Annotated in this window: 23 protein-coding genes; 13 read left to right on the top strand and 10 right to left on the bottom strand. The window is 40.5% G+C overall.

Going from position 1 to position 26,383, the window contains the following annotated elements; translation table 11 throughout:
* Positions 1-43 precede the first annotated feature (43 nt).
* Positions 44-1,024 carry a FecR domain-containing protein gene (locus tag C5469_RS13215; protein ID WP_166307366.1) on the bottom strand — a complete coding sequence of 327 codons (981 nt, stop codon included), beginning with the start codon at positions 1,022-1,024 and terminating at the stop codon, positions 44-46.
* 9 nt (positions 1,025-1,033) lie between these two features.
* Positions 1,034-1,537 carry a sigma-70 family RNA polymerase sigma factor gene (locus tag C5469_RS13210; RefSeq protein ID WP_166307363.1) on the bottom strand — a complete coding sequence of 168 codons (504 nt, stop codon included), beginning with the start codon at positions 1,535-1,537 and terminating at the stop codon, positions 1,034-1,036.
* Positions 1,538-1,986: 449 nt separating this feature from the next.
* On the opposite strand from C5469_RS13210, the gene C5469_RS13205 reads away from it, so the two are divergent.
* From C5469_RS13205 to cas6e, 7 genes are all read left to right on the top strand, one after another.
* Positions 1,987-3,342 carry a Fic family protein gene (locus C5469_RS13205; RefSeq protein WP_166307360.1) on the top strand — a complete coding sequence of 452 codons (1,356 nt, stop codon included), beginning with the start codon at positions 1,987-1,989 and terminating at the stop codon, positions 3,340-3,342.
* A 528-nt stretch (positions 3,343-3,870) separates the two neighbouring features.
* Positions 3,871-6,588, top strand: a complete 2,718-nt coding sequence (cas3, locus tag C5469_RS13200; RefSeq protein WP_166307358.1) for a CRISPR-associated helicase Cas3' — start codon at positions 3,871-3,873, stop codon at positions 6,586-6,588.
* 14 nt (positions 6,589-6,602) lie between these two features.
* Positions 6,603-8,207, top strand: a complete 1,605-nt coding sequence (gene casA, locus C5469_RS13195) for a type I-E CRISPR-associated protein Cse1/CasA (protein ID WP_166307355.1) — start codon at positions 6,603-6,605, stop codon at positions 8,205-8,207.
* A complete protein-coding gene (gene casB, locus C5469_RS13190) occupies positions 8,207-8,788 on the top strand; it encodes a type I-E CRISPR-associated protein Cse2/CasB (RefSeq protein WP_166307352.1) in 582 nt (193 codons plus the stop codon). Before casA ends, casB begins: the two co-directional genes overlap by 1 nt.
* A 20-nt stretch (positions 8,789-8,808) precedes the next feature.
* Complete coding sequence (gene cas7e, locus C5469_RS13185; protein WP_166307349.1) at positions 8,809-9,843, top strand: type I-E CRISPR-associated protein Cas7/Cse4/CasC; 1,035 nt, start codon at positions 8,809-8,811, stop codon at positions 9,841-9,843.
* Between the two features lie 12 nt (positions 9,844-9,855).
* Positions 9,856-10,602, top strand: coding sequence for a type I-E CRISPR-associated protein Cas5/CasD (cas5e, locus tag C5469_RS13180; RefSeq protein WP_166307346.1), 747 nt, complete (start codon positions 9,856-9,858; stop codon positions 10,600-10,602).
* On the top strand, positions 10,589-11,263 hold the full coding sequence (gene cas6e, locus C5469_RS13175) for a type I-E CRISPR-associated protein Cas6/Cse3/CasE (protein WP_166307343.1): 675 nt from the start codon (positions 10,589-10,591) through the stop codon (positions 11,261-11,263). Before cas5e ends, cas6e begins: the two co-directional genes overlap by 14 nt.
* A gap of 1,357 nt (positions 11,264-12,620) precedes the next feature.
* Here the strand turns inward: cas6e and frdD are convergent.
* The 4 genes from frdD to frdA are packed head-to-tail and all read right to left on the bottom strand — an operon-like array spanning position 12,621 to position 15,923.
* Complete coding sequence (gene frdD, locus C5469_RS13170; protein ID WP_166307340.1) at positions 12,621-12,974, bottom strand: fumarate reductase subunit FrdD; 354 nt, start codon at positions 12,972-12,974, stop codon at positions 12,621-12,623.
* 16 nt (positions 12,975-12,990) lie between these two features.
* Positions 12,991-13,383 carry a fumarate reductase subunit FrdC gene (frdC, locus tag C5469_RS13165; protein ID WP_166307337.1) on the bottom strand — a complete coding sequence of 131 codons (393 nt, stop codon included), beginning with the start codon at positions 13,381-13,383 and terminating at the stop codon, positions 12,991-12,993.
* Positions 13,384-13,399: 16 nt separating this feature from the next.
* A complete protein-coding gene (locus tag C5469_RS13160) occupies positions 13,400-14,134 on the bottom strand; it encodes a succinate dehydrogenase/fumarate reductase iron-sulfur subunit (RefSeq protein WP_166307334.1) in 735 nt (244 codons plus the stop codon).
* Positions 14,127-15,923, bottom strand: a complete 1,797-nt coding sequence (gene frdA, locus C5469_RS13155) for a fumarate reductase (quinol) flavoprotein subunit (RefSeq protein WP_166307331.1) — start codon at positions 15,921-15,923, stop codon at positions 14,127-14,129. The genes C5469_RS13160 and frdA overlap by 8 nt, the downstream gene beginning before the upstream one ends.
* Positions 15,924-16,695: 772 nt before the next feature.
* On the opposite strand from frdA, the gene C5469_RS13150 reads away from it, so the two are divergent.
* The 4 genes from C5469_RS13150 (at position 16,696) to epmA (ending at position 19,987) form a co-directional block, all read left to right on the top strand.
* Complete coding sequence (locus C5469_RS13150) at positions 16,696-17,109, top strand: fascin domain-containing protein (RefSeq protein WP_166307328.1); 414 nt, start codon at positions 16,696-16,698, stop codon at positions 17,107-17,109.
* Between the two features lie 436 nt (positions 17,110-17,545).
* Positions 17,546-17,965: a fascin domain-containing protein gene (locus tag C5469_RS13145; RefSeq protein WP_166307325.1), complete on the top strand. Its 420-nt coding sequence runs from the start codon at positions 17,546-17,548 to the stop codon at positions 17,963-17,965.
* A 507-nt stretch (positions 17,966-18,472) separates the two neighbouring features.
* Entirely contained in the window at positions 18,473-18,886 is a 414-nt protein-coding gene (locus C5469_RS13140; protein ID WP_166307322.1) for a fascin domain-containing protein, read from the top strand.
* A 123-nt stretch (positions 18,887-19,009) separates the two neighbouring features.
* The gene (gene epmA / locus C5469_RS13135; protein WP_166307319.1) at positions 19,010-19,987 is read left to right on the top strand and encodes an elongation factor P--(R)-beta-lysine ligase; all 978 of its coding nucleotides are present in this window, start codon (positions 19,010-19,012) and stop codon (positions 19,985-19,987) included.
* Positions 19,988-20,028: 41 nt separating this feature from the next.
* Here epmA and glpQ read toward each other — a convergent pair whose 3' ends face one another.
* Positions 20,029-21,099, bottom strand: a complete 1,071-nt coding sequence (gene glpQ / locus C5469_RS13130; RefSeq protein WP_166307316.1) for a glycerophosphodiester phosphodiesterase — start codon at positions 21,097-21,099, stop codon at positions 20,029-20,031.
* A gap of 140 nt (positions 21,100-21,239) precedes the next feature.
* Positions 21,240-22,592, bottom strand: a complete 1,353-nt coding sequence (gene glpT / locus C5469_RS13125) for a glycerol-3-phosphate transporter (RefSeq protein WP_166307313.1) — start codon at positions 22,590-22,592, stop codon at positions 21,240-21,242.
* Between the two features lie 504 nt (positions 22,593-23,096).
* Between glpT and C5469_RS13120 the strand changes: the two genes are divergently transcribed.
* Positions 23,097-23,528: a DUF29 domain-containing protein gene (locus C5469_RS13120; RefSeq protein WP_166307310.1), complete on the top strand. Its 432-nt coding sequence runs from the start codon at positions 23,097-23,099 to the stop codon at positions 23,526-23,528.
* A 138-nt stretch (positions 23,529-23,666) separates the two neighbouring features.
* Positions 23,667-24,098: a DUF29 domain-containing protein gene (locus C5469_RS13115; protein WP_166307307.1), complete on the top strand. Its 432-nt coding sequence runs from the start codon at positions 23,667-23,669 to the stop codon at positions 24,096-24,098.
* A gap of 97 nt (positions 24,099-24,195) precedes the next feature.
* Here the strand turns inward: C5469_RS13115 and C5469_RS13110 are convergent, their stop codons facing one another.
* A complete protein-coding gene (locus tag C5469_RS13110; RefSeq protein ID WP_166307304.1) occupies positions 24,196-25,296 on the bottom strand; it encodes a glycerol dehydrogenase in 1,101 nt (366 codons plus the stop codon).
* Between the two features lie 246 nt (positions 25,297-25,542).
* Complete coding sequence (locus tag C5469_RS13105) at positions 25,543-26,211, bottom strand: 7-cyano-7-deazaguanine/7-aminomethyl-7-deazaguanine transporter (RefSeq protein ID WP_166307301.1); 669 nt, start codon at positions 26,209-26,211, stop codon at positions 25,543-25,545.
* Positions 26,212-26,383: the final 172 nt, after the last annotated feature.

Raw genomic sequence — 26,383 nt, 5'->3', positions numbered from 1 at the left:
TGCCGTATGAGATTGAAAAAAGTGTCAGCAAAAATAATTATTTTTATCGATTGGGTAAAGAGAGAGTAACCCAATAGCGAGTCAGGCTGCGCATTGAGAGAGGATAGGTCTGTAAGAGCATCTGTATTGCTAAATCTGTATCCTGTATAGGAAAAGCACCGGAGACATGCAGATTAGCTACTGCATCATCACAGCGGATCACACCGGAACGATAGCGATTCAATTCAGTAACTACCGTTGCCAGCGGCAAGTTATCTGCCATTATCATGCCCTGTAACCAGCTTAGAGATGTGGGTGAACGTGGATATTGTGGAGCAACCGAAAATTGAGTGAAATGTGTTGCTTCTCCGGCATATAGTATTTGTGATGATCCATTATCTGGCGTGATGCGGACTGCCCCTTCCACAATTTCCACCTGAGTATGAGAGGCTTGTTGGCGGACGCTGAATTTCGTACCCAGTGCCACAATAGAACCTTGTTTAGTTTGTACTTTAAATGGGCGTACTGGCTGGTGGCTATCTTTATGAGTTTCAATATAAATTTCTCCCAGCTTTAAACGAACAAGCCGCTGAGTATTGTCATAATCAACATCTGTTGCGCTTTGTGTATTTAACGTCAGTTGACCGCCTTCGGGTAATGACCAGCGCTGTATTTGTCCTGTCATGGTGTGATAATCGCCAGTGAGGAGCTTAAATTGATCAGATTGCCAGAAGAGTGATACCCCAGCCGGTATTAACAACATCAGAGCGAGCTTGCTGATAGCTTCTCGGCGGGAAAGGGTCTGTTTACTGTTTAACAGAGGTGAGGCGATATGAGGTGGCAGATGATGTAACCGCGTTAACAGACATTGTGCTCGCTCCCAGGCTTGAGCATGTTCCGGACTTTGTGTACACCAGGCAGCGCAAGCGTTCCGGTCAGCTTCGCTGACATGACTATCATTTAGAATGGTCAACCATTCTGCGGCTTCCGCCAAAATTGTTTTAGAAGATGTGCTTGATGAATGAGATGTATCCGTGGAAGTCATATTAATCCCTTATGACATTGCTATCAGACACTGATAGAAACCTTGTTTCATATAACGCTTTACCGTAGATAACGAAATATTCATGTGATTTGCGATATCTTCATACTTCATTCCCTCTATCTGGGAAAGCAAAAAGACAGTTTGAACGGGTATGGAGAGCTGGCTAAGCATGATGTCAATTTCCTGAAGTGTTTCGAGGATAATCAATTTTTGCTCTGGTGCAGGAATAAGCTGCTCAGGCAGGCTGACGAGTAAATCCAGATACGACTGTTCAAGTGAGCGGCGGCGATACCAATTAATCATCAGCCCCTTAGCGATAGTGACGATATAGGCACGGGGTTCGTTTAGTTGCTGTGGTAAAGGCGAGCGAAGTAATTTAACAAAAGTATCTTGAGCCAGGTCGGCAGCGGTTTCATCGCAGTTAAGACGATGCTTAAGCCAGCGAAATAGCCAATCATGATTGTGGATGTACATCCACTGGATCTGTTGAGTGTCCAAAACATTAACGGTCATTTTTATGCCGCCCCATCAATGTAAATGCAAATCATTATCATTTTTGTATGTTACAGGTAATTACGTTCCGTTACCAATAAATAATGGGTGGGGATACGTTGATTAGATTGGTTTTTATTTATCATTTAAAGCTATTGTATATTCGATATCATATTATTTGGCTCAACAAATAGATCAAATAATGATAAAAAATTTTTTTATTTCATTAAAAGTTTCTTTGTTTTTCTTTACTGTGAGTTTAGATAAATATCCTTAAATGTATTCAATGAATATGTACCAGCCTACGAGAGTATTAACAATATGGGGATAAAAAAGGACTCTATCTATTTGGAATAGCGAGATGATTTTAAATCGCGCCATACTGATGGCACAAAAGTGGCGCGATTATCTGAATTGCGCCACTTTTGTGCCATAATAGCGCGCCATATTCTCACAGGAATCTCTTTTCTATGAACTCAATGACCAATATTTACGAGACGTTGCGTGTTGCATCACAACCTATGTCTGTTTCGGATCTATTAGCAGAGCATCCCTCTGTTCCCAGACGAACTGTCCAACGTTGGCTGGGACAGCTTGTTGAAGATGGAAAAATACACGCTTTGGGCGAAGGACGAAATCGTCGCTATGTTGTTTCTGCAAAAGAAACATCAAAGCAGGTAATCGAAAGATCCGGCAATTTCCCAAGTTATATCCCATTGTCTGAAGATAGTAAGGATGTTCTCGGTTATGTAGATCAACCTATGAAGGCCAGGGTACCCGTTGGTTATCAACGAGAGTTTCTGGAATCGTATGAACCCAATGTGACTCATTACTTGTCAGTTCCAATTCGTAATCAGCTTTGGAGAATAGGAGGGACAAAACAAACTTCACAACCAGCGGGAACTTATGGTAGAGCTATTCTGGATCGTTTACTCATTGATTTATCATGGGCTTCAAGTCGTTTGGAAGGGAATACCTATAGTCGATTGGATACGATCGAATTAATTGAGTATGGCAAAATTGCGGTAGGAAAAGACGCGATTGAAACTCAAATGATCCTAAATCATAAATCCGCTATTGAATTACTCGTTGATGGGATAGTGGAAGCTGATTTTAACCGATATACCATTCTCAATTTGCATAGTGCATTATCTGAAAATTTATTGCTTAATCCTATAGATGAAGGACGTATCCGTCAGCATCAGGTTGAAATAGGAAAAAGTGTTTTCAGGCCGTTATCGGGAGAGGTCTATATTAGTGAAGTTTTAGATTCGTTGCTTGCGAAAGCACAAGTTATCTCAGATCCGTTTGAGCAATCGTTTTTTATCATGGTCCACTTGCCGTATTTACAACCTTTTGCAGATATCAATAAACGAACTTCCCGCCTGGCGGCTAACTTGCCGTTGCTGCGTTCAAATCTATGTCCGTTGACTTTTCTGGATGTACCGGAAGAAGCATATAGCCGCGCAATGCTTGGTATTTATGAAATGACCAGAGTTGAATTGTTACGAGATCTCTATTTATGGGCTTACGAGCGTTCTACTCAAGAATATCTGGCTCTTAGGCAGGAAATTACTGAACCAGACCCGTTAAGGTTACAATATAGAAATACGATTAAGCAGGTTGTTTATCAGGTTGTTGTCACACCGGAAATGGATTCGCTTGAGGTTATAGATAATTTAATTTCCAATGAATTAAGTCCATCTGAACGTGATACGTTAAAGGCATTGGTTATTGAGGAATTACGGCGATTGCATGAAGGTGTTTTGGCGAGGTATGGGCTTCGACCGGCTCAATTTAAACAATGGAAGGAAAAACACCGATAGTCTTTGTATTCACTCGATTAAATGGTTGTGTGGTTGCCAGGCGTGTTGATGTTAATCATGCAGCTGATTCAGGTAAATTGATTAATTAACTCCTTCACTATGTTTTTGCCCCAGGATTTAAATTTATACGATCAATGACTGGAAATGTGATTCATAAATCTATTTGTATATTGACAGAGCTAAACACCCATCAGTACTTTCATCTGATATTGACCTGACATCGTATGGATAGGGTAATCAACCCAAGTGAACTCTTGATGAAATGGTACAGAACTTTCATAAGATTTTCTTTATTTATCAAATGCGTAATTATGGGTAGGTTGTCCTGTCAAGTGGTTTCACTGCAATACGATGTCATTCTAATTCTGACTGATGCTTGAAGGAGTCAGGCGGAAATTTAATCTGTTTAGGTAAGGTGTTTTTATACAGAATTATCCTAAAAAAACAGAAAGTAGTATTTTTTTGATCTAAATTTTCGCATTATGTTCTAAAAGTATGTGGAAAAAGTGTTTAAATGAAGGGTTTTAGATGGAAATACCAATTTATTTTCAATACTGGGGTAAGTCGAAGAGTGAGCCAGAGGCTAATAATGCAGATTATCATCTACTTCCTTATCATTGTTTAGATGTGGCGGCTGTAGGAATACAGCTACTTTCTTTAGAAAGATCGTTGACCAAAGATCTTGCTAATTTTTTGGCATTATCTACGAAGCAATTACAAAGCATCATCTCTTTTGTATTGGCTTTGCACGATATTGGTAAATTTGCGTCTGCTTTTCAAAGATTGTTTTCCCATCAAGCAGTAGGTCTGTTCCAACCCTATTGCTTGAAGAAATATAATGGCCGTTATTTTAGCCATGCTCGTCTGGGATTGTATTTTTGGGAAAATATCAAAACGAAGTTACTTGAGAGACTGGTTAATATTGAAGGTATTGAGCAAGGAGAGCAGCAAGAAATGCTTGATACCTTAATGGTGTTCATGGATTGTGTGTTAGGACATCATGGTCGGCCAATTGATAAAACAGACTATAAAACGATTAAACGTTTTACTGAACCTCATAATTTCGATGCTGTCACACTTTTTGCCCACCATTTAATTGAATTATTACAACCTAAGTTTCCTATTGAAAAACTACGATCCAAAGAATGGCGGCGGCGATTAGAACAAGTGAGTTGGCAGTTTGCCGGTATTACAGTATTGGCGGATTGGATTGGCTCTGATAATCACTATTTTAAATATCAATCTGAACCTATGTCATTAACGAATTACTGGCAATATGCTCAAACAGTGGCAAAAAAAGCTGTCATGGCGACAGAATTAGGTAAAGCGCCAATAGTAAAACCATTTATTTCCATTCAGGAATATTACGGATTTGCCGCAACGCCATTGCAACAATGGGCTGAATCAATACCAATAGATAATTCTCCTCAATTATTTATTTTGGAAGATGTATCTGGGGCAGGAAAGACAGAAGCGGCATTAGCGCTCACACATCGTTTGATGCAAGCAAAAGCCGCCGATGGTTTTTATTTCGGTCTGCCTAGTATGGCGACATCCGATGCGATGTTTAGCCGGATGGCTGAACATTATCAACAAATGCTATCAACAGAAGAGGGTAGCAAGCCAGATATTGTTTTGGCTCATGGTACATGGAAGATGAATGAGCAATTTTGTGCAGCTGCCTTGGTCTCAGAATATATAGATAGAAACGAGGGTAAAACAGATATCACGGCTTCAGTGCTGTGCAGTCAATGGTTAGCAGATTCACGTAAAAAAGCATTGTTAGCGCCTGTTGGGATCGGGACCATTGATCAAGCGTTATTGGCTGTATTACCAAGGCGTCATCAATCATTGAGATTGCTCGGGCTTAATCACAAGGTATTAATCGTTGATGAGGTCCATGCAGCGGATGAATTTATGTTTAATTTACTGGAAAATTTATTAGCGTTGCATATTTATCAAGGTGGCTCGGCTATTTTATTAACAGCAACACTGACCCTTAAACAGCGTCAACGTTTAGCGGATATTTGGCTGAATACCGGCGGACTGAATTCTCAATTACTGCAAAAAATTGATTTCCCGCTAGCAACAAAAATAGATTTAAATCCTGTATCACCCATTATTGAACAACCGTTATCGAGTCGAAAAGATGTTAATCGGGAAGTTAAGGTCGAATTCTTAAATAGCTTTGGAAGTTGTGTTGAAAAAGTATTGGCCGCTATTGTACAAGGGCAATGCGTAGTTTGGATTCGAAATACAGTAGACGATGCGATTGAAGCTTATCAGGCGTTGCGAAATTTGCTTACTGAACCTGAGCGTTGCTTATTATTTCATAGCCGATTTGTACTGCAACATCGAAAAGAAATTGAAAGTCGTGTGCTGACGATTTTTGGTAAAAATAGTGATGGTGAGATGCGCCGGGGTAAGGCGTTAATTGCTACGCGAGTATTTCAGGAAAGTTTAGATACCGATGCTGATGTAATGATTTCAGATATTTGTCCTATAGATGATCTGATTCAGCGAGTTGGACGTTTACATCGCCATACTCGTGATAGTGATGGTATTTATCAACATAGCATTAAAGACTCACGCCCTGCTCCAGTACTATTTGTTCATGCTCCTGATTGGAAGGAGAATCCTGAATCAGATTGGTTAAGCCATAATTTCCGTAACACACAATATGTTTATCGATCTCCTGCACGTTTGTGGTTAGGCATGCGAGTGTTGAGAAAATTAGGTGCAATACGTATGCCTATGGATGCTCGTCAATTAATTGAAGCAGTTTATGGTTATGATGATGAGCAAGTACCTGAAGCGTTAAGACATCGAGAAGATGCAATAATTGGCAAAGAACGAAGTCAGGCAGCTAAAGCTAAATCTTATTGGTTGCAATGGCAGTTATATGGTTACTGTGATCGAAGTGCTGATAGTTGGTATGAAGATGATTCAGGTATTAATACGCGCTACTGTGATATTGAAACTGTTGAGGTGTTATTACTTAAAGAGACCGATTCAGGACAACTCGTGCCATGGGTAAATTCTGCTGAGTTTTCAGTGCCATTAAGTACGGTTAAATTATCTAAAAATAAATATGCGGATAAATTAGCCCCAATTCCGACTAAATTAATTCCGGCTCTCAATAGATTGCAACAGCGGTACCATCAAATTAAATATTTGCAACCTTGGTTGCCAGAAAAAGATCCGAATTTTACTTATTCTTCAACAATAGGCTTTTGTGAAAAATAACAGCAGGAGGTGTTATGAACTTGGTTCAGGACCTGTGGTTGCCTTTCCGCTTACGTGATGGTAGTGAAAAAGTACTGCCCATGAATGCGATATGTGATCATGATGTTGTGGACTTTGCTTTACCGCGAGCTGATTTTCAAGGAGCAGCTTACCAATTTGCTATTGGTTTATTGCAAACTGTTTTTGCGCCTGAAGATAAATATCAATGGTATGCCCTGTATCAAACATCACCTGATAAGAAAACATTACAACAAGCTTTTAATAAAGTCGTACATGCTTTCAATATTACTGGTACAGGGCCTCTTTTTATGCAGGATTTTGATCCGCTGCAAAAAATAAAATCGACCACTGTAGCTGGGCTGTTAATTGAAGCACCGGGAGCCAATGGATTAAAGCTTAATACTGATCATTTTGTTAAACGAGGCATCGGTGATGTTATGTCTCTTGAAATGGCCGCTTTAGCACTTTTTACCTTACAAATTAATGCGCCGTCAGGTGGTGTGGGACATCGGGTCGGGCTACGGGGAGGAGGGCCATTAACCACGTTAGTATTACCACAACAAACTGATGCAACATTATGGCAAAAATTGTGGCTAAACGTCATTAATCGCAGCGAATGGCATTATTCAGAACCTGATTTAACCAGTGCCCAGGTTTTTCCTTGGTTAGCACCAACAAAAGCGAGTGTTGAGCAAGGGACGGAAATTTATTCTGCGGATGTTCATCCCTTACATATGTATTGGGCGATGCCGAGGCGTATACGTCTTGTGGTGGAGAAAAATAAGCAGGTTTGTAAAATTTCAGGTAAGTGCTCTACATTCACTGTTTCTGAATATCGTACACAAAACTATGGTGGTAATTATTCCGGTAATTGGGAACATCCGTTAACGCCTTATAAATGGGACCCCAAAAAAACCTCAGAACATTTATCTATTAAAGGCCAGCCAGGAGGAGTGACATACAAAATCTGGGATGTTTTGGTTTTTAGTAATAGTGACAAAGGGCAACGTTGTGCGCCTGTAGTCAGTCATTTTTATGCTTTATGTCGTGATTTTGCTGAATTGCAAAGTGTAATGCCTCGTTTGTGGGTATTTGGCTACGACATGGATAATATGAAAGCACGTTGTTGGTATTCTGTCACTGTGCCAGTGTTTTTTGTCTTACCTGAACATCAGGAACAGATTCTCAATCAAGTCAAAGATCTACAGAAGCTGGCAACCAATGTGATTTGGCTATGCCGAAACCAGATAAAAGCGGCTTGGTTTGAAAAACCTGTTGATGTAAAAGGTGACATTTCTTTTATTGACCTTATTTTCTGGCAACGCAGTGAGTCTTTATTCTTTTCAGTTATTCATCAACTTATCGATAATGCAAAACAGAATGAGCCTATTCTTACTCCGGAGCAAGCCAAACATTGGCTCAATACATTGAGCCATCTTTGTAGAGATTTATTTGATGAACATATTGCATTATCTGAGTTTGGCAATGAGCGTTCAATGGCGAAACGCATCAAAGCGCGTCAGCAGTTAATAATGGGATTGTATGGGCAATATGCTTTACAAGAGATCAAAATATTTATTTCCAATAACCATATTCAATCTGGTAAACAGGAAGTGTAATGGACAGTAAAATTGAAACCATATTATTGCGTTGGTGGCAAAGTATGTTTTTGTCGCCAGAACAATTAAAAGAGAAAGGTATTTCTCCTGCGCCTTCTACTTATAAAGCGCAACTAAAACGTTGTGAAAATGTTGAAATGGCCATGTTAACCGAAAGTTTTCGGGATTTATGGCTCAGCTTACCTGATGAAATTAGCTTATCTAACAATCCGGTAAAAATAGAATATTGGGCGACGATAGCGGTGGCATTAGTTTATGTTAAAAGTAACAGTAACATTAAATTCGCGGTGGCAGCGGGTAGGAAAGGAGGCGGGAATAGATCGGTCGTCAGTGAATTGAGATTTTCACAACTACAAAGTGCCAAAACACCGAACGAATTATTGCACCGATTACGTCGAATTTTACAACAAGTAAAAGGCAATATTTCTGTTCTGGCCCTGGCTCAGGATATTGAGGAATGGTTTGCTGAATATGGACAATTACAACCCTGTGAGGACGATAAGCGTATTAATGTGAAGTGGGTTGTGGATTATTACCGTGCTGCAAGTGGCAAATTGATTGATTTATCAGATCTTCATTAGTTAATTTTAGGATAATTATTATGAGTCAGTTTATTCAATTACACCTGTTGACTTCCTATGCGCCATCTAACCTTAACCGCGATGATTTAGGTCGTCCTAAAACAGCCAAAATGGGTGGTTTTGAACGTTTACGTGTGAGTTCTCAAAGTTTGAAACGCCACTGGCGTACTTCTGAATTATTTGAGCAAGCGTTATCAGAGAATATTGGCATTCGCACAAAACGTTTTGGTATTAAGGTATTTGAAGCTTTGCTCAGTGCTGGAGTGAAAGAAAAATCAGCTAAGGCATTGGCTTCAAGTATTGCTGGTGTTTTTGGAAAAACTAAAAAAGATGCTTTAGAAATTGAACAGTTGGCACATATCAGCCCGGCAGAGCAGCGGTCTGTCATGTCGCTGATTGCAGTGTTGGCAGAAGAAGACCGAGCGCCGACATCCGAGGAGCTTAATTTGTTAAAAGCTGAGCAAACTGCTGTAGATATTGCTTTGTTTGGTCGAATGTTAGCTTCAAGTCCTGCATTTAACGTTGAAGCCGCCTGCCAGGTTGCTCATGCTATTAGTGTACATAGTGTTGTCGTTGAAGATGATTATTTTACGGCGGTGGATGATTTAAATGATGGTAAGGTAGATACGGGTTCAGCCCATATTGGGGAGTCGGGTTTTGCGGCTGCGCTGTTTTACAGCTACATTTGTATTAATAAAACGCAATTGATAGAGAGTTTGGGCGGTGATGAAGTGCTTGCTAATAAAGCGATTAAAGCATTGACAGAAGCCGCTGTAAAAATATCGCCAACGGGTAAACAAAATAGTTTTGCTTCTCGTGCTTATGCTAGTTTTGCTCTCGCTGAAAAAGGTGAACAACAACCTCGTTCTTTATCTGTCGCATTTTTAAAACCGATAAATGACAGTAACCAAGGCCCATCTGCAATTAATGCATTAGAAAATCAAATGCAAAATATTGATAAGGTTTATGGTGATTGTGCTGATAAGCGATATAAATTCAACACATTCACCGGAGAAGGGCGTTTGACTGAACTGCTTGAATTTGTGGCTCGGTAGTGGGAGGGCAGAATGAAAGCGTATTTAGTCTTTCGCTTATATGGTCCTATGGCAAGTTGGGGCCAGCCAGCGGTTGGGGGGGAAAGACCAACGGGATTATATCCTGGTCGTTCTGCAATTTTAGGGTTATTGGGGGCAGCGTTAGGTATTCGACGAGATAATGAATCTGAATTATTAAAATTACAAAAAAGTGTATTGATAGCAATTAAACAAACTATTCCTGGTTCTTTAATACGTGATTACCATACGACGCAAGTCCCGACGCACGATAATAACGTCGTTCATCAGAGCCGTAAAAGTGAATTAAGTGCTGATAAACTTAATACCATATTATCGAATCGTGATTATCGTTGTGATGGTATTTGGATAGTTGCTATTACACTAACTGGGCATGCTTCTTTTACTCTTGAACAACTGCGGGATGCTTTACTTAAACCTGTATTTGTTTTGTATCTTGGACGTAAATCTTGCCCGCCAGCTTTACCTCTTTGCCCTAAATTGATTGAATCATCGACATTAAAAGGTGCATTGGATACGCCTTTTCCATCGCTGACTCATTCTGATAAAGAAGATAAATCATGGTTACGAGCAGATGGTTTTGTTACTTATTTTTGGGAAGGAAATAAAGATGAAATGATCTCTACAAATACCTTAATAAACTATCCTTGGGATGAACCGATTAACCGAGGACGTTGGCAATTCAGGCAACGTATTATGTATCAATTTTCTGTTGAGGAGGGTGTTGATGTATCTATCTAAAATTATGCTCCGACAATCAAGCCAGACAGCAAATATATTGGAAAAACTTGGTGGAAATGGCGTTTATACTTCTCATCAATTGTTATGGAAATTATTTTCAGCAGACGAAAAACGTCATTTCTTATTTCGGGAAGAAATTGGAATGATAGGATTACCTGTGTTTTATGTTTTGTCTAAAACTTCACCGCAAATTGAATCACCATTATTCGATGTTCAAACAAAAGCATTTTATCCACTCTTAAAAGAGGGACAACGTTTAGCTTTCAAATTACGTGTCAATCCGACGGTCTGTACTATCGATCCTTTTGGAAAACGTCGGCGTCATGACGTCCTGATGCATGCTAAGTTTCAGGCAAAACAGCGGGGGGAAACTGAACAGAAAAAAATAAAGGTTATGATGGAAGATGCTGCCCGTAATTGGCTCTTGAATAATCGTCGTATGCAGCAATGGGGTATCAGGTTTGATGATTTACTGGATATTGAGGGTTATACCCAGCATCGAAGCGTAAAAAAGAAAGGGCAGAAAATACAATTTTCCAGTGTCGATTTTCAAGGTCTTCTGACCATTACTAATAGTGATTTGTATTTGGCCCAGTATGTAAAAGGTTTTGGTCGGGCTAAGGCTATGGGATGCGGATTAATGTTAATCAGGGCTGTATGATGGCATTTTTGTTGAAAATCGTAATTCAATAATCTTCGTTGGGATAAGTGTATTGATGTTAAAGTGTTCGTGTCCGTAAAAATTATTAGGTTGTTGCTTAACAAAGGGCACATTTATGATTCAAACGCGTGGTAAAAAGCGATATTGTTAACTAAAGCATTAATATTGCGATTTCCTTGATAGAGTGGGAATTAGTCGCTATTCTAAAAAATATAGGTAAAATAATTACCCTGTTCCTCACGCCTGTGGGGATGAACAGAAACCTCTGTGTACGTCTGGATCAGAAGGAATATGTTCCCTGTGTTCAATGGGATAAACCGCTATAATTAATGATGAGAGATAACGTTAATGAGTGTTCCTTGTACCTACGGGGATGAACCAAACTCGATAAATCTCATCAATGAGAGAATTTGAGTGTTCCTTGTGTTTGCGGGGATAAACCAGAGTATTTAAAATGGATAAATCATTTTTTTGAGGTGTTTCCCGTCATTACGGGGATGAACCGCGTCAAGAGTGATGCTTTATTAAGCTCACTAAATGTTCCCCGTCTCTACGGGGATGAACCCAGTAGTGCTCTGAATAGCATCAAGCTAAGGAAATGTTCCCTGTAACTGTATACCTACGGGGATAAACCGTACGAAAATGACACCTCTGATTTGTTTTCCCTATGTTCCCAGTCTCTATTGGGATAAACCGGACAGCAACAGGGATATAACGAGTGGCAATCTGCGTTCCTTGAACCTACGAAGACAAGCTACTTTGGATGTTTAGGCTAAAGGTAACTCGTAAACGTTTCTCGTATGCGGGGATGAACCGAACTGATACTGATGTATTCTCGGTTTAGAAAAAAGTTCCCTGTACTTGCGGGGATAAACCGAACAGTTAGCGTTTGATTCAGCCGAGATATACCGTGTTCCCCGTACTTACGGGGATAAACCGCTAAAAACAGAGCTATTCTTGTTTATAGTAATGCGTTCCTTGCGGCCTTTGGGGGGATCGTTATCTGGAAGGGTAACCTTATATGGTGCTAACATTCCTGGGGCCTACGAGGATCAACCTGATTCAGGTTTTATGATGATGGTAGAGAAAAAAGTTCCCCGTGTTTGCGGGGATAAACCGATAATAGAAAAGAGTTAAGTAATGAGAGTAAAGTGTTCCCCGTGCCTATGGGGATACTGTGGTTATGTGTTGTTCATATATGAAAGTTGGTTAAAGTAAAGATATAGCTCTGATAAGTTAAAGGCCGGATTGGTCGGCCTTTAAAGGTATTTTCCAGCGTGAAAAAGGTGTGAGGGCTAGTTTTCGACAACATCGATCATGGCGAGAGCCATCACAACTTAAGCTCGTTACAGTTCGATTACAGCGTGAAAACGCCAATGATAGCAACGACACTCAGAATCGCGGCCATGCCGTAGAAAACCCATTTACTTGCAGGCACATGAATTTTCAAGTCATGCATACCGTGGTGGATACGATGTGAACCACACCATAGCGGCAGAATGATCATCAGCAATAAGAAAGCACGGCCAATGAAGCTCTGGCAGAAGATCAGGATTCGCTCATAGCTTAATGCTTCTGGTGCCACTCCTAATGGTAAAATGATTGCTATCAGTAAAATAATGGCTGGGGCTACCATTGCGCCCCACATACCGCCAGCACCAAATAATCCCCAGAAAATCGGTTCATCGGAACGTTTAGGTATTTGATTCATCAGATCCTCCCTGAGATTAAAGTAAGGCTATGCCTAAGATGATAGCGGTGATGATAATGGTGACAGTCCACAGTAGCTTGATCACTGGTTCAGGTCCCATCTTTTCACCTTTTATCACTACGTTAGCTGCTTTTGGTGCCAGCTCAAACCAGGTTTTGGTATGTAGCAGAGCGCCTAGCAGGGTAATGATGTTAATCAGTAGGATCACGGGATTTTGCAGGAACGCGACAAATCCATCCCAGCTCTGTGTGCCACCTTTCAGGGCAAATACACCGTATATCAGCAAGATACTGAACCATACTGTAGTAACAGCGGTACTCTCACGTAGAATATAGAAGCGGTAAAATCCCAGCTTTTGCCACCAGTTGGGGGTCATGCTGCGAACATAGGGTTTACGTTTGGTTGTCATTGTAATATTTCTCCCCTTACTGTGGTTTCAGCATGGCGATCATGAAGTCTTTAGCACTTTCGATCTTGCCTTGTTGAATTGCGGCAGCAGGATCGACATGTTTCGGGCAGACTTCAGAACAATAGCCAACGAAAGTACAGCTCCATACGCCATTTTGGCCGTTAAGTTGTGGCATACGTTCTTTCTTACCGTGGTCACGATTGTCAAGATTGTAACGATGAGCCAGAGTGATCGCGGCTGGGCCGATAAATTCAGGATTCAAACCAAATTGAGGGCAAGCGGCATAGCACAAGCCGCAGTTGATACAGCCGGAAAACTGATGGTATTTCTCCATCTGTGCTGGAGTTTGAATATTCGGACCTTCAGACGGTTTACGGTCGTTTCCGATGATGTATGGCTTGATAGCTTCCAGGCTTTCAATGAAGTGAGTCATATCAACGACCAAATCACGCTCAATAGGGAAGTTAGCCAATGCTTCAATTTTCATGCCCTGTGGATAATCACGCAGGAAGGTTTTACAGGCCAATTTTGGCACACGCTCAACCATCATGCCGCAAGAGCCACAGATAGCCATACGGCAGGACCAGCGGTAAGAGAGGTCGGGAGCCAGATTGTCTTTAATGTAGCCTAATGCATCAAGCAGGGAGGTTTGCTCATCGTAAGGAACTTCATAGGTTATAAAATGGGGTTCATGGTCACTTTCCGGGTTATAGCGCATGACCTCCATTCTCAGGGTTTTCATATCAGCCATTCGCCTGCTCCTTATGCTCTTTCTCTTGTGCTGCGGCTTCACCGCCGTACACACGTTTTGCCGGAGTAGATTTGGTAATTTTTATGTCACTATATTTTAGGTTAGGTGTGCTTTCAGGCTTATAGAAAGCCAGCGTATGTTTTAGGAAGTTTTCATCATCACGTTCGGTACAACCTTCATCCAGACGTTGATGTGCACCACGGGATTCTTTTCGGTTGATCGCAGAATGAATCATACATTCAGCTACATCCAGACCAAAACCAAGCTCAATGGTGTACAGTAGATCAGTGTTGAACACATTGGTGTTATCCGTGATCCGAACGCGTTTAAAGCGATCTTTTAGTTCGGCAATTTTATCAACAGTTTTCTGCATTAATTCAGGGGTACGGTAGATACCGCAGCCTTCTTCCATAGAAAGACCCATTTCATCGCGGATCTTAGACCAACTTTCAGTACCTTTTTGTTTCAGCAGATTGTTAAGACGTGCTATTACATCATGTGCTTGGGTATCTAGTGCACGATCGTTAGCAGGTGTTGCCTGTTGAGCGTGTTTAACCGCTTCTTCACCAGCCAAACGGCCAAAGACCACCAGTTCAGCTAGAGAGTTGGAGCCAAGGCGGTTTGCACCATGCAGACCAACAGAAGAACATTCACCAACAGCAAACAATCCTTTAATGCGGGTTTCACACTTCTGGTCAGTTTCGATGCCGCCCATGGTGTAGTGTGCGGTAGGGCGAACCGGAATGGGTTCTTTAACCGGATCAACGCCAACATATGCTTTTGCCAGTTCACAAATAAAGGGCAGGCGTTCAAGTAATTTCTTCTCACCTAGATGGCGTAGATCCAAATAAACCACATCGCCACGTTGAGTCGAAATTGTACGACCGGCACGCCATTCATGCCAAAAAGCCTGGGAAACTTTGTCGCGAGGGCCTAGTTCCATATATTTGTTTTCAGGTTTGCCCAGTGGAGTTTCAGGGCCGAGGCCATAATCTTGTAGGTAGCGGTAACCATCCCTATTGACCAGAATCCCGCCTTCACCACGGCAACCTTCTGTCATCAGGATACCGGAACCTGGCAGGCCAGTTGGATGGTACTGAACAAATTCCATATCACGTAGTGGTACGCCATGACGGAATGCCATGCCTATACCATCACCAGTCACGATACCGCCGTTAGTATTGTAACGGTATACGCGACCAGCCCCACCGGTTGCCATAATAACGGCATTGGCCCGGATTTGAATTTTGGTGCCTTCCATCATATTTAGTGCAACTAAGCCACGAACTTGTCCTTCATCTATCAGGATGTCGAGGACAAAATGTTCATCAAAACGCTGGATTTGTGGGTATTTAAGCGAGGTCTGGAATAGGGTATGCAGCATATGGAAGCCAGTTTTATCCGCCGCAAACCAGGTGCGTTCTATCTTCATGCCACCGAAGCGACGCACGTTGACAGAACCATCTTCTTTACGGCTCCACGGACATCCCCATTGTTCCAGCTGGATCATTTCTGTCGGGCAATGCTCGACGAAGTATTCAACAACATCTTGTTCACACAGCCAGTCACCACCGGATACGGTGTCATTGAAATGGAAGTTGTAGGAGTCGTGGGGTTGAGTGACTGCCGCTGATCCACCTTCTGCTGCTACAGTGTGGCTACGCATTGGGTAAACTTTTGAGATCAGAGCAATCTTCATTTGAGGATTAGCTTCAGCAGCGGCAATTGCGGCACGTAGACCCGCGCCTCCGGCTCCGATAATAGCGAGATCGGCATTAAAGATTTGCACTGTGCTTCTCCATTGTTTAAGTGAAATTTAGTTAGTCATTAAAAGGGTTATCACTATTCCTGAATGTTGTGGTTATTGTTTCTTATATGGCGTGATTCTGTGAATAAAATCCGTGCCTTAACGATTAAGGATAGCTATTTGTTACTTCTTTGTATGGGATTAAGTATAGCAAATTGTCAGTGAGGGAAATTTGATATGAAGGGGTATTTTGTTGGATTTGGTTATTAGTATATTGATCTAAGACAAGAATTGGCTGCTTTTTCTTTCATTTATCTTAAGGATTAATTGGTTAGATATTTTAATTGATTCTGTTATCCAGAATTGGGTTGTGGAGTGATAACTTAGAGAAGGAGTATTAATTGATTTGATGATATAATACTATGAAAGTTTAATGATATTCTAAAGTGGTATTTTTAAAATAATGTTATTATCAGTTTAATATATAAAATAAATAATCAGTTATTTGAACTAGTTAATTCAGGATAGTTATTAAAATTATTAATTATATTTTAATGGTTATTCTTATTAACTGTTGATCATTATTCTAAATTTAAGATTGAAAAGTTATTAGCAGAGAGAGAATATCTGTACTTATTGTTATTGAAGCTGTAAGATAAATATAAAGATATATTTTCCATTAATACTAATTGTCTATGTTTAGCAAGGGGGGTATTTTTACGGATATGTGAAAGTTGATATTTGAATGATTTTTTATAATTAACATCATGTGATTAAATTAATAATTTAATATGTATTTTAACAGGAGGATATTATGGGGTTACCCAATATTACTATTGCATTGCGGGCGGATAATAATCTCTATTTGAGTAGAATAACTCGGAGTGGGATTAATTACATTGAAGCTGCTAAATCTGGTATTGATATTTACTCAAGATATAAATTAATACAGCTTAGCCCAAATACGATAGCGCTTCTTGCGGATAGTGGGCTATATTTGAGTCGGATCACTCGATCTGGTGGTGATTATATTGAGGCTGCGAAATCAAGTATTGACGTTTATTCTACGTTTACAGTAGTGGATGTCGGATGTAATGTGATAGCTCTGCGTGCAGATAACGGAAAATACCTGAGTCGGATCACTCTAAACGGTGTTGATTACATTAAACCGGATAAGGTTAATTTAGACATATATTGTCATTTTAAAGTGACAACGCTAATTGAATAAAGATTGATCTTTACGGGCATTATTTTTGTAGTGGTCAGATGAAACTGGCCACTTTTTTGTTTTTAAAATAATTTTATTGACAATTTAATACATCAATAATAATGACAATTTTTATTCTAAAATAAATTATTATGATTGGGTTTTTGGTGTTTTTTATAATGCCATAAACAATATTTTTAGATACATTCATGGTGTGTTGTTATTTCTATTTATGCATGAGAATTAAACTTAGGTATTCAATAAATAAATCTCATAATTTAACTTTAAATAACCATGTTACTTCAAACAAAGATAAAATATATTTTGTTATTTAAAGATAATACTGATTGTATATATTCAATGAAGAGGTTTTATATTCACGGAAATAGTAAAAACAGAGTATTAATACGGTGTTATATAACTAATCTAATTAAATGTATATTAACAGGATAATATTATGGGATTATTAATTGGTACTATTGCATTACAAGCAGATAATGGGCTTTTTTTAAGTCGAATTGATCGGGGAGGGGGAGGTAGCATTGATTTTATTGAAGCGAATAAATCTACTATTGATATTTACTCAAAATATTTTGTAACACAGATTGACGCTAATAAAATAGTGCTTCGTGCAAATAATGGCCTCTATTTAAGTCGGTTTTCTCTGGTTGGTGGTGATTATATTGCTGCTGTGAAATCGAATATTGATGTTTATTCCGTTTTTACAGTAGAATGTATCGATAATAATGTGATAACTTTGCGTGCAGATAATGGTAAATATCTTAGTCGGATTAATACAGGCGGTATTTTCAGCTATATTAAACCGGATAGAGATGATGTAGATATACATTGCAATTTTAAGGTAATAAAACTATGAATGGTTAAATAGTGATTCTTGATTGCATAATTTATTATTGGTCAGATAAATCTGACCACTATTTTAATACATCAGATAAAAAGAGTAATTATTTCTTATGAATAATTAATAATGTGTTTTTAGTGTTATTGATAACATTATAATTAATCAAATTAAATTATTTTTCACTTTTCTTATAATATCTTATATTTTTAATTTAAATATGGTAATTATCTCTTGTTGTTTTATAAATAACAGTATGAATTAAATTATAATTTGTTCTAATATTCAGAATAAAGGTGAAATATATCTTGTTGTTTAACAATAATGGTATATATTCAATAAAGGCATTTTATTTTCACAGGAATAGAAAGTTGATATGGTGTTTAAATGATATTTTATAATTAATTAACTTAATAAATTAAATATATACCCAATAGATTTCAAATTGCAGCGCGGCGGCAAGTGAACGCAGCCAACAAAGCAGCAGCTTGAAAGATGAAGGGTATATTTAAACAGGAGGCTGTCATGGCATTGCCCGATCATACTATCGCATTGCAAGCAGATAATGGACTCTATTTGAGTAGATTCAGTCAGGGGAAAATTCATTACATTCAGGCTGGTAGATATACTATTGGTGCTTCTTCCCGGTATATCGTGGAACTATTTGATGCTCATACGATGGCGCTTCGGGCAGATAATGGGCTCTATTTGAGTCGGATTCTTCGACCTAGCGGTAGCTATATTGAAGCTGCAAAATCGAGTATTGATGTTTATTCTAAGTTTACTGTAGAAGATGTCGAAGATAATGTGATAGCTTTGCGTGCAGATAATGGAAAATATCTAAGCCGGATCAATATAAAAGGTATTAATTATATTAAACCGGATAAGACTTATATAGACGCGTATTGTCACTTTAAATTGATAACGCTGTTAGAGTAAATCTTGATTGGCTCAGGTTTTGTCATGGTCAGGTAAAATCGAGCGCGCCCCAACGGTAATGATTTGTCTGATATGTGTGATGCAGGTAGACTGCACGTTTTGTTTTATTTTGGAGTCATTTACATGAGCGACACAGCAAACTGGCAACCAAGTGCTCCTATCGCCAACTTGTTGAAACGAGCGACTATTTTAGCTGAAATACGACGCTTTTTCGCAGATCGCGGGATATTGGAAGTCGAAACACCGGCTATGGGGCAGTCTACAGTGACTGATATCCACTTGTTTCCTTTTCAGACAGAGTTTGTTGGTCCTGGTGCTTCAGATGGTATGACTCTTTATCTGATGACAAGCCCGGAATACCACATGAAACGTCTACTGGCGGCAGGAAGTGGTTCTATTTACCAGCTCAGTCGCAGTTTCCGTAATGAGGAAGCGGGCCGTTATCATAATCCTGAATTTACCATGTTGGAATGGTACCGGCCTCACTATGATATGTACCGCTTGATAAATGAGGTGGATGACTTACTTCAGCAGATACTTGACTGCGAGAGTGCAGAATTACTCTCTTATCAGCAAGCTTTCTTGCGTTATCTGGATATTGACCCATTGTCTGCAGAGAAAGAAAAATTGCGTGAAGTTGCCGCCAAACTGGATCTGAGCAATATTGCTGATACAGAGGAAGATCGGGATACTTTATTGCAACTTTTGTTTACCGTCGGTGTTGAGCCGCATATAGGTACTGAAAAGCCAACCTTCATCTACCATTTTCCAGCTTCTCAAGCTTCTCTGGCTGAAATTAGCAAAGAAGATCACCGGGTTGCAGAGCGTTTCGAAGTCTATTTCAAAGGTGTTGAACTGGCAAATGGCTTCCGGGAACTGACTGATGGTGATGAACAACGTCAGCGTTTTGAACAGGATAATCGTAAACGCGTAGAGCTGGGTTTACCTGTGCGTCCAGTTGATGAAAATTTGCTTGGCGCTCTGAAACAGGGAATGCCTGAGTGTGCAGGTGTGGCGCTTGGCGTTGATCGTTTGGTAATGCTGGCTTTAGGGGCAGAAAAGCTCAGTGATGTTGTTGCCTTTTCGGTAAGCAAGGCATAATTATTAAACGATAGGGCGCTGATTGAGGCGCCCGTTTGCATCTACCTATGCTGTTTTTGCAGGAATTTCACACCTAAATCAGGGAAATCGGTGAATGCGCCGTCTACATCCGCCTGATTATAAATGATATCGAAAAGCTGATCGCCGTTGGTGGCGTATTTAGGCAGTTTATCAACCCGAATGGAGTATGGGTGGACTTCCACATTGTTAGCGTGAGCGTTTTTCACCATATCGGTTAATTTAATATTGGTTGGTGTAGAACTCTCATCCACAATCATATGGTAATCAGGACCAATGCCATCAGCATATTCTGCTATTTTTTTCATTGCATCTGGTTTAAACATCCAGTCATAGCTGTAATTTACCCAGTTACCGTTTGGTTTTTGTTCATAGGTTTCATTCCAGTTGGTATAGGCAATAAGTTGAACCAGCTTTAAATCCATTCCCAGTTTGGGTTCCAACACGTTTTTGATGCGTTTAAGTTCGTTGGCATCGAAACATTGCAAATAGACTTTATCACTTTTCTTGGTGTAGCCATATTCTTTCAACACTGTCAGTACCTTAGTGGAAATATCTTTACCTTCCTGCTGGTGGAACCACGGTGCTTTGATTTCAGGGTAGATACCGATGTTTTTGCCAGTAGATTTGTTCAGCCCCTGAATAAACTCGATCTCTTCTTGAAAAGTGTGAATTCGGAAATCAGATTTCCACATCGGAAAACGATTGGAATAGGTCTGTACGCGCTTGTTATTTTTAATCTCGAAGCCTTCCGTGAATTTCAATGACTTGATTTCAGACAAGGTGAAATCGATGGCATAGTAACGTCCGTCTTGACGAGCATGGTCAGGGAATTTATCTGCAACGTCAGTTACGCGATCAAGATAGTGATCATGTAGTACCACCAACTCATTATCTTTAGTCATAACCAAGTCTTGTTCCAAATAATCGGCACCTTCAGCATAAGCCATAGCCTTAGCAGGTAAGGTGTGTTCAGGTAAATATCCGCTTGCGCCGCGATGGGCGATCACAATTTTATCTGCCGCTTGAACTATGCCTGACATAGAGGATGCTAAAATAATGCCCGTTACCATGGTTTTTATTGGAGTTTGCATATGTGTTTCTCCGTTTTAGTAATGAGATTGTTGTGCTGTGTTAACCATGTTTCTTAGTTGAAATGAAAGATTAAAAAACCGTAGCATAAACAATGCTACAGTTTAATTATAAGTGATGTACCATGATTTGGTGGCAGTAATTAGCTGTGCTGACGGGCTAATTCTTGTTTGTACTTGTTTTCGTTAATCATAACAATCAACAATAGAATAACAGACAAGGCACTACCGCCTATCATAACCATAAAGCCACCGTCCCAACCGAAGAAGTCGACGGTGTAACCGACAATGGCACTAGCCGCAACTGAGCCACCTAAGTAACCGAACAAGCCAGTGAAGCCAGCAGCTGTTCCCGCAGCTTTCTTAGGTGCTAGCTCAAGGGCGTGCAAGCCGATCAGCATAACTGGGCCGTAGATCAGGAAGCCAATAACCAGCATACAAGCCATGTCTACATTTGGGTTACCAGCTGGGTTTAGCCAGAAGACAATCGTTGCGATAGTGACCAGGGTCATGAAGAAGACGCCGGTTGCACCACGGTTGCCTCTAAATACTTTGTCTGACATCCAGCCGCACAGTAGAGTGCCTGGGATACCTGCATATTCGTACAGGAAGTAAGCCCATGAAGACTTGTCTAGTGCAAAGTGTTTGACTTCACGCAGATAGGTTGGTGACCAGTCAAGAATACCGTAACGCAGCAAGTAAACGAACACGTTGGCAATGGCAATCATCCACAGTAGTTTGTTCGGTAATACATACTGCATAAAAATCTGTTTGGCGGTTAATTCTTTTTCATCTTTTTCTGTGTAATCAGGTGGATAATCGTTTTTATACTCTTCGACTGGTGGCAAGCCACAAGATTGTGGTGTGTCACGCATCAGAGCAAATGCAATCAGAGCGACCAAGATTGCAGCGAAAGCGGGCATATAAAGTGCCGCTTTCCAGTCATTGAACCACGCCATACCTAGGAGGAACAGTAACGGCGGCAAACCACCACCGACATTATGTGCGCAGTTCCAGATAGAAACGATACCGCCACGTTCTTTCTGTGACCACCAGTGAACCATGGTACGGCCACAAGGAGGCCAACCCATACCCTGGAACCAACCACATAGGAACAGCAGCACGAACATGACAGCAATACTGGAAGTTGCCCAGGGTACGAAACCCATGAACAGCATAACAACCGCCGCGAGAATCAGACCGGCAGGTAAGAAGACCCGAGGGTTGGAACGATCGGATATAGAACCCATGATGAATTTGGAGAAGCCGTATGCGATAGAGATCCCTGATAGCGCGAAACCGAGATCACCTTTGGAAAAACCTTGCTCAACCAGATAAGGCATTGCCAGAGCAAAGTTCTTCCTTACCAGATAATAAGCGGCGTAACCAAAGAAAATCCCCATAAAAATTTGCCAGCGTAGATGGCGATAGACTGGATCTATCTGTTTTGTTGGCAGTCGGGGCTTATGAGGCGCCGGCTTGAAAATACTTAACATATTTTGCCTCCGATGGCTTATCTAGTTATATGAACAACTTACCGGTTGACTAATGCCACCGGATAGGAAAACGAAAAGTTTTATAAGTGGTTATTTTCTATAATGAAAATTATGATAATCGAAATAACCCAATCTAATCTGTCAGACAAGACTCAGTTGTTAAAGGTGTTTTGCCCAGGCAACAATTCTGAGTGATTTGTTAACTTTTTAAAACGTACTTTACTAATGAAATTGTGACGACCGTCACAATAACGAGCTTTACTTAATTGTTGGTGAGCGTTTTTGGTTCGTTTTTGTTCTTTTTCAAACAAAAACCACAGTTTCTATACTTCTTTTATTCGTAGCTGTAATAGGAATCTTTTCAGATATAGGGATATTCTCAATTTACGATAAGTGGATTGCTAATCGATTTTGACGATAAACAGACTGCTTTGACGGTATGTTAATAATCTGCCAGACTCATAATTTATACAGTTGTATAGCTGATATACAAGTGGAGGAACCATGACAACACGTTATGATAGCGACTTTTATGGTTGGACTCAGGAGCAGGCCGGCTTGCTTCGTTCCGGTGATTTGAGTCAGTTGGACACGGAAAACCTTTTGGAGGAGATTGAAAGCATGGGGAATAGCCAAAGAAACGAGCTGGAATCTCGTCTTGAGTTGCTGTTCCTTCACCTTCTAAAATGGCAGTTCCAATCTGAATGGCAAGGGCGAAGCTGGAAACTTACAATTGAGGAGCAGAGGAGGAAAATAGCTCGTCGCCTTAAAAGAAGTCCTAGCTTAAAATCAGAACTTAGCGAAATTCTCTCTGATGCCTATGGTGATGCCATTATTGCCGCTGAACGGGAAACTAATATTAGGCGTAGTGTATTCCCTGAAACTTGCCCCTGGACGTTTGAACAAATAATGGATGAGAATTTCTGGCCTGAATAATTTCGATAAAATATGTTTATCTGGCGCACTGGTTTTGAGCAGTGCGTTTTTTGCCTCTCGTTTTTGACGGTATGCTAATAATCTGACAGACTCATCAGTTATACAATTGCATAGCCGAATATGCCAAGAGGAGGAACCATGACAACACGTTATGATAGCGACTTTTATGGTTGGACTCAGGAGCAGGCAAACCTCATCCGTTCCGGCCACATTGATATGTTGGATACTGAAAATCTTTTGGAGGAGATTGAGGCTATGGGACGAAGTGAGCGACGGGAATTCGAATCGCGTCTCGAAGTTTTAATCGCTCATTTGCTGAAATGGAAATACCAACCTGTAAGGCGAAGTCGTAGTTGGATATTAACGATTAATGTTCAACGTAAAAAAGTGAGTCGTTGTTTGAAGGAAAGTCCCAGTTTGAAGCACCGACTCGTTGAATCGTTCAATGATGCTTATGATGACGCAGTATTACTTGCTTCAAAAGAGACAGGCATGATGGAAGATGCTTTTCCTGAAATCTGTCCTTGGACGTTTGAACAAATAATGGATAATGATTTCTGGCCTGAATAACCCTGATGAACTTGTTTCTTATCTGATGCACTGACTTTGATCAGTGCGTTACTGTGGTTGTCAAAAAAAGCGGACAATTTGCCCGCTTCTTCCAGTCTTAATACAGCCAGTCGCGTCCCATTCGGTCAGCAGCCAGAATAGCGGCGTACACTTTTTCCGGTGTAACTTCAAAAGGCATGTTGTGAATAGTTTCGCCTTCAGCGCAACTGGCTTTCGCTACTGCCATCACTTTTTCTTTCAGTTTTTCGCCGTCTTTCACGCCAAGCTGATCCAGAGTGACAGGTAACCCTACTTGTACACAGAAATCGAGCACAGTATCTAATTCTTCATTTGGACTGTTTTCCAACACGAGTTGGACTATGACTCCGAAAGCAACTTTTTCGCCGTGGTACATATGGTGGCACTCTTCCAATACGGTAAAGCCATTGTGTACGGAATGTGCGGCGGCTATACCCGTATTTTCAAATCCCAGACCACTCAGGTAAATGCTGGCTTCGATAACATTTTCTACTGCCGGCGTACTGACCCCAGCGTCAACGGCCAATTTTGCTTTATAACCCTCTTCTAACAAGGTTTCGTAACATAGATGGGCAAGAGCCATTGCTGTGCGAGATATCCCACCACCTGTCATTCTTGGTTTATGGGTAGTGTTACAGCTGCGGGCTTCAAAATAGGTAGCCAGTGAGTCGCCAATTCCGGCAACCAGAAAACGGGTTGGTGCTTTGGCGATAAGAGCAGTATCTACCAGTACAATATCTGGGTTTGTTGGGAAAAATAGATAATCTTCATATTCGCCATCATCAGTATAAATAACAGATAAGGCACTGGTCGGGGCATTAGTGGAGGAGATAGTAGGTGCGATTAGAATGGGTAATTTGGATTCGTAGGCAACCACTTTTGCCGTATCCTGTACTTTACCGCCACCGATAGCAATAACTGCCTGGCACTCGTTTTCTTTTAGAATACCAGACAGGCGTTGAATCTCATTCCGGCTACATTCACCACCAAACACTTCAAAATGGCTAGTAATATCATATTCTTCCAGGCTGTTGTGTACGGTATCTCCCACCAATTTCATTGCTGAGTTGCCGATAATAACAAAAACATGGTCGGCAATGGTTTTTGTGTATTTACCAATAGAGAGCAAGGCGTCAGGACCTTGAATATATTTAGGTGGGGCTTGGATAACTTTCAGCATAAAAATACTCCTTTTGTGGAAATTCAATGCCTGTTTACCACATACATTTTCCTGACGAACAGGGAGCAAAACGTGACAGACAGGGAAACGAGTTTCGGGTGAAAAAGTACTTATCTACTTAACGGGTTAACACTATATGATAAAAAGTAATGATCGGTTATGGATAAAAAAATGTTTATACCTATTTTATAGAAGGAAATGTGCATTTTTTTGATCTACGCCCGATATCTACCGGGCATATGGGAATCAGCGAACCTGGATATGAGGGTGGTCAGTCTGGTAAGCGAAAAAGTACTTCAGGATCAAATTCAGAAAAATACCATAAGCGGGTAGGAAAAATAATAAGCAGATTAATAGCTTGAAGCAGTAATCAACCAATCCAATCTCGACCCAGTTTGCGGCCATAAAAGCATCGGTACTGCGGTAAAAAGCGATAAAGAAGAAAGCTAGAGTATCAAGTAAGTTGCCAAAAAACATTGCAGCTGCGGGGGCAATCCACCAAGTACGTTTTCGCCGCAGACGGTTAAAGACATATACATCCAGTATCTGCCCAAGTGAATAAGCCATAAAACTGGCGCAAGCGATACGGGCAACAAATAGATTGAATTCAGACAACGTGGTGAACCCTTGCCATATTCCCTGAAAAAACAGGGCAGAAATAACATAAGAGATCAGTAAAGCTGGGATCATAACGGTGATAATGATTCGTCTTGCAAGTGACGCATGATAGATACGAACAGTTAAATCTGTTGCAAGGAAAATAAATGGGAAAGTAAATGCTCCCCAGGTGGTATGTAAACCAAAGATAGAAATAGGTAATTGCACCAGATAATTACTGGAAATAATAATCAGGATATGAAATAGCGAAAGCCAAATCAAAGCAGCTGTTCGCTGTGATGCAGTAAGTAAAAGCATATTGTACCTTTTTGGATAATGGGGTGAGGGAACCCAATGAAATACCTGCCGCTTTAACTAACGGCGTCGCGCATGATACGTCGGTTGTGCATAAAATCAAGATGCTTGCCTGTAAAGTTCATTTTTGGATAGCCTTTTTATAATATAATCAATTTTCATCAGTTGCTTGGAA

The sequence above is a fragment of the Photorhabdus cinerea genome (assembly GCF_011189575.1).
GTDB lineage: Bacteria > Pseudomonadota > Gammaproteobacteria > Enterobacterales > Enterobacteriaceae > Photorhabdus > Photorhabdus cinerea.
The sequence above is the reverse complement of the archived record's forward strand: the minus strand, read 5'-3'. Positions and strand labels throughout refer to the sequence as shown.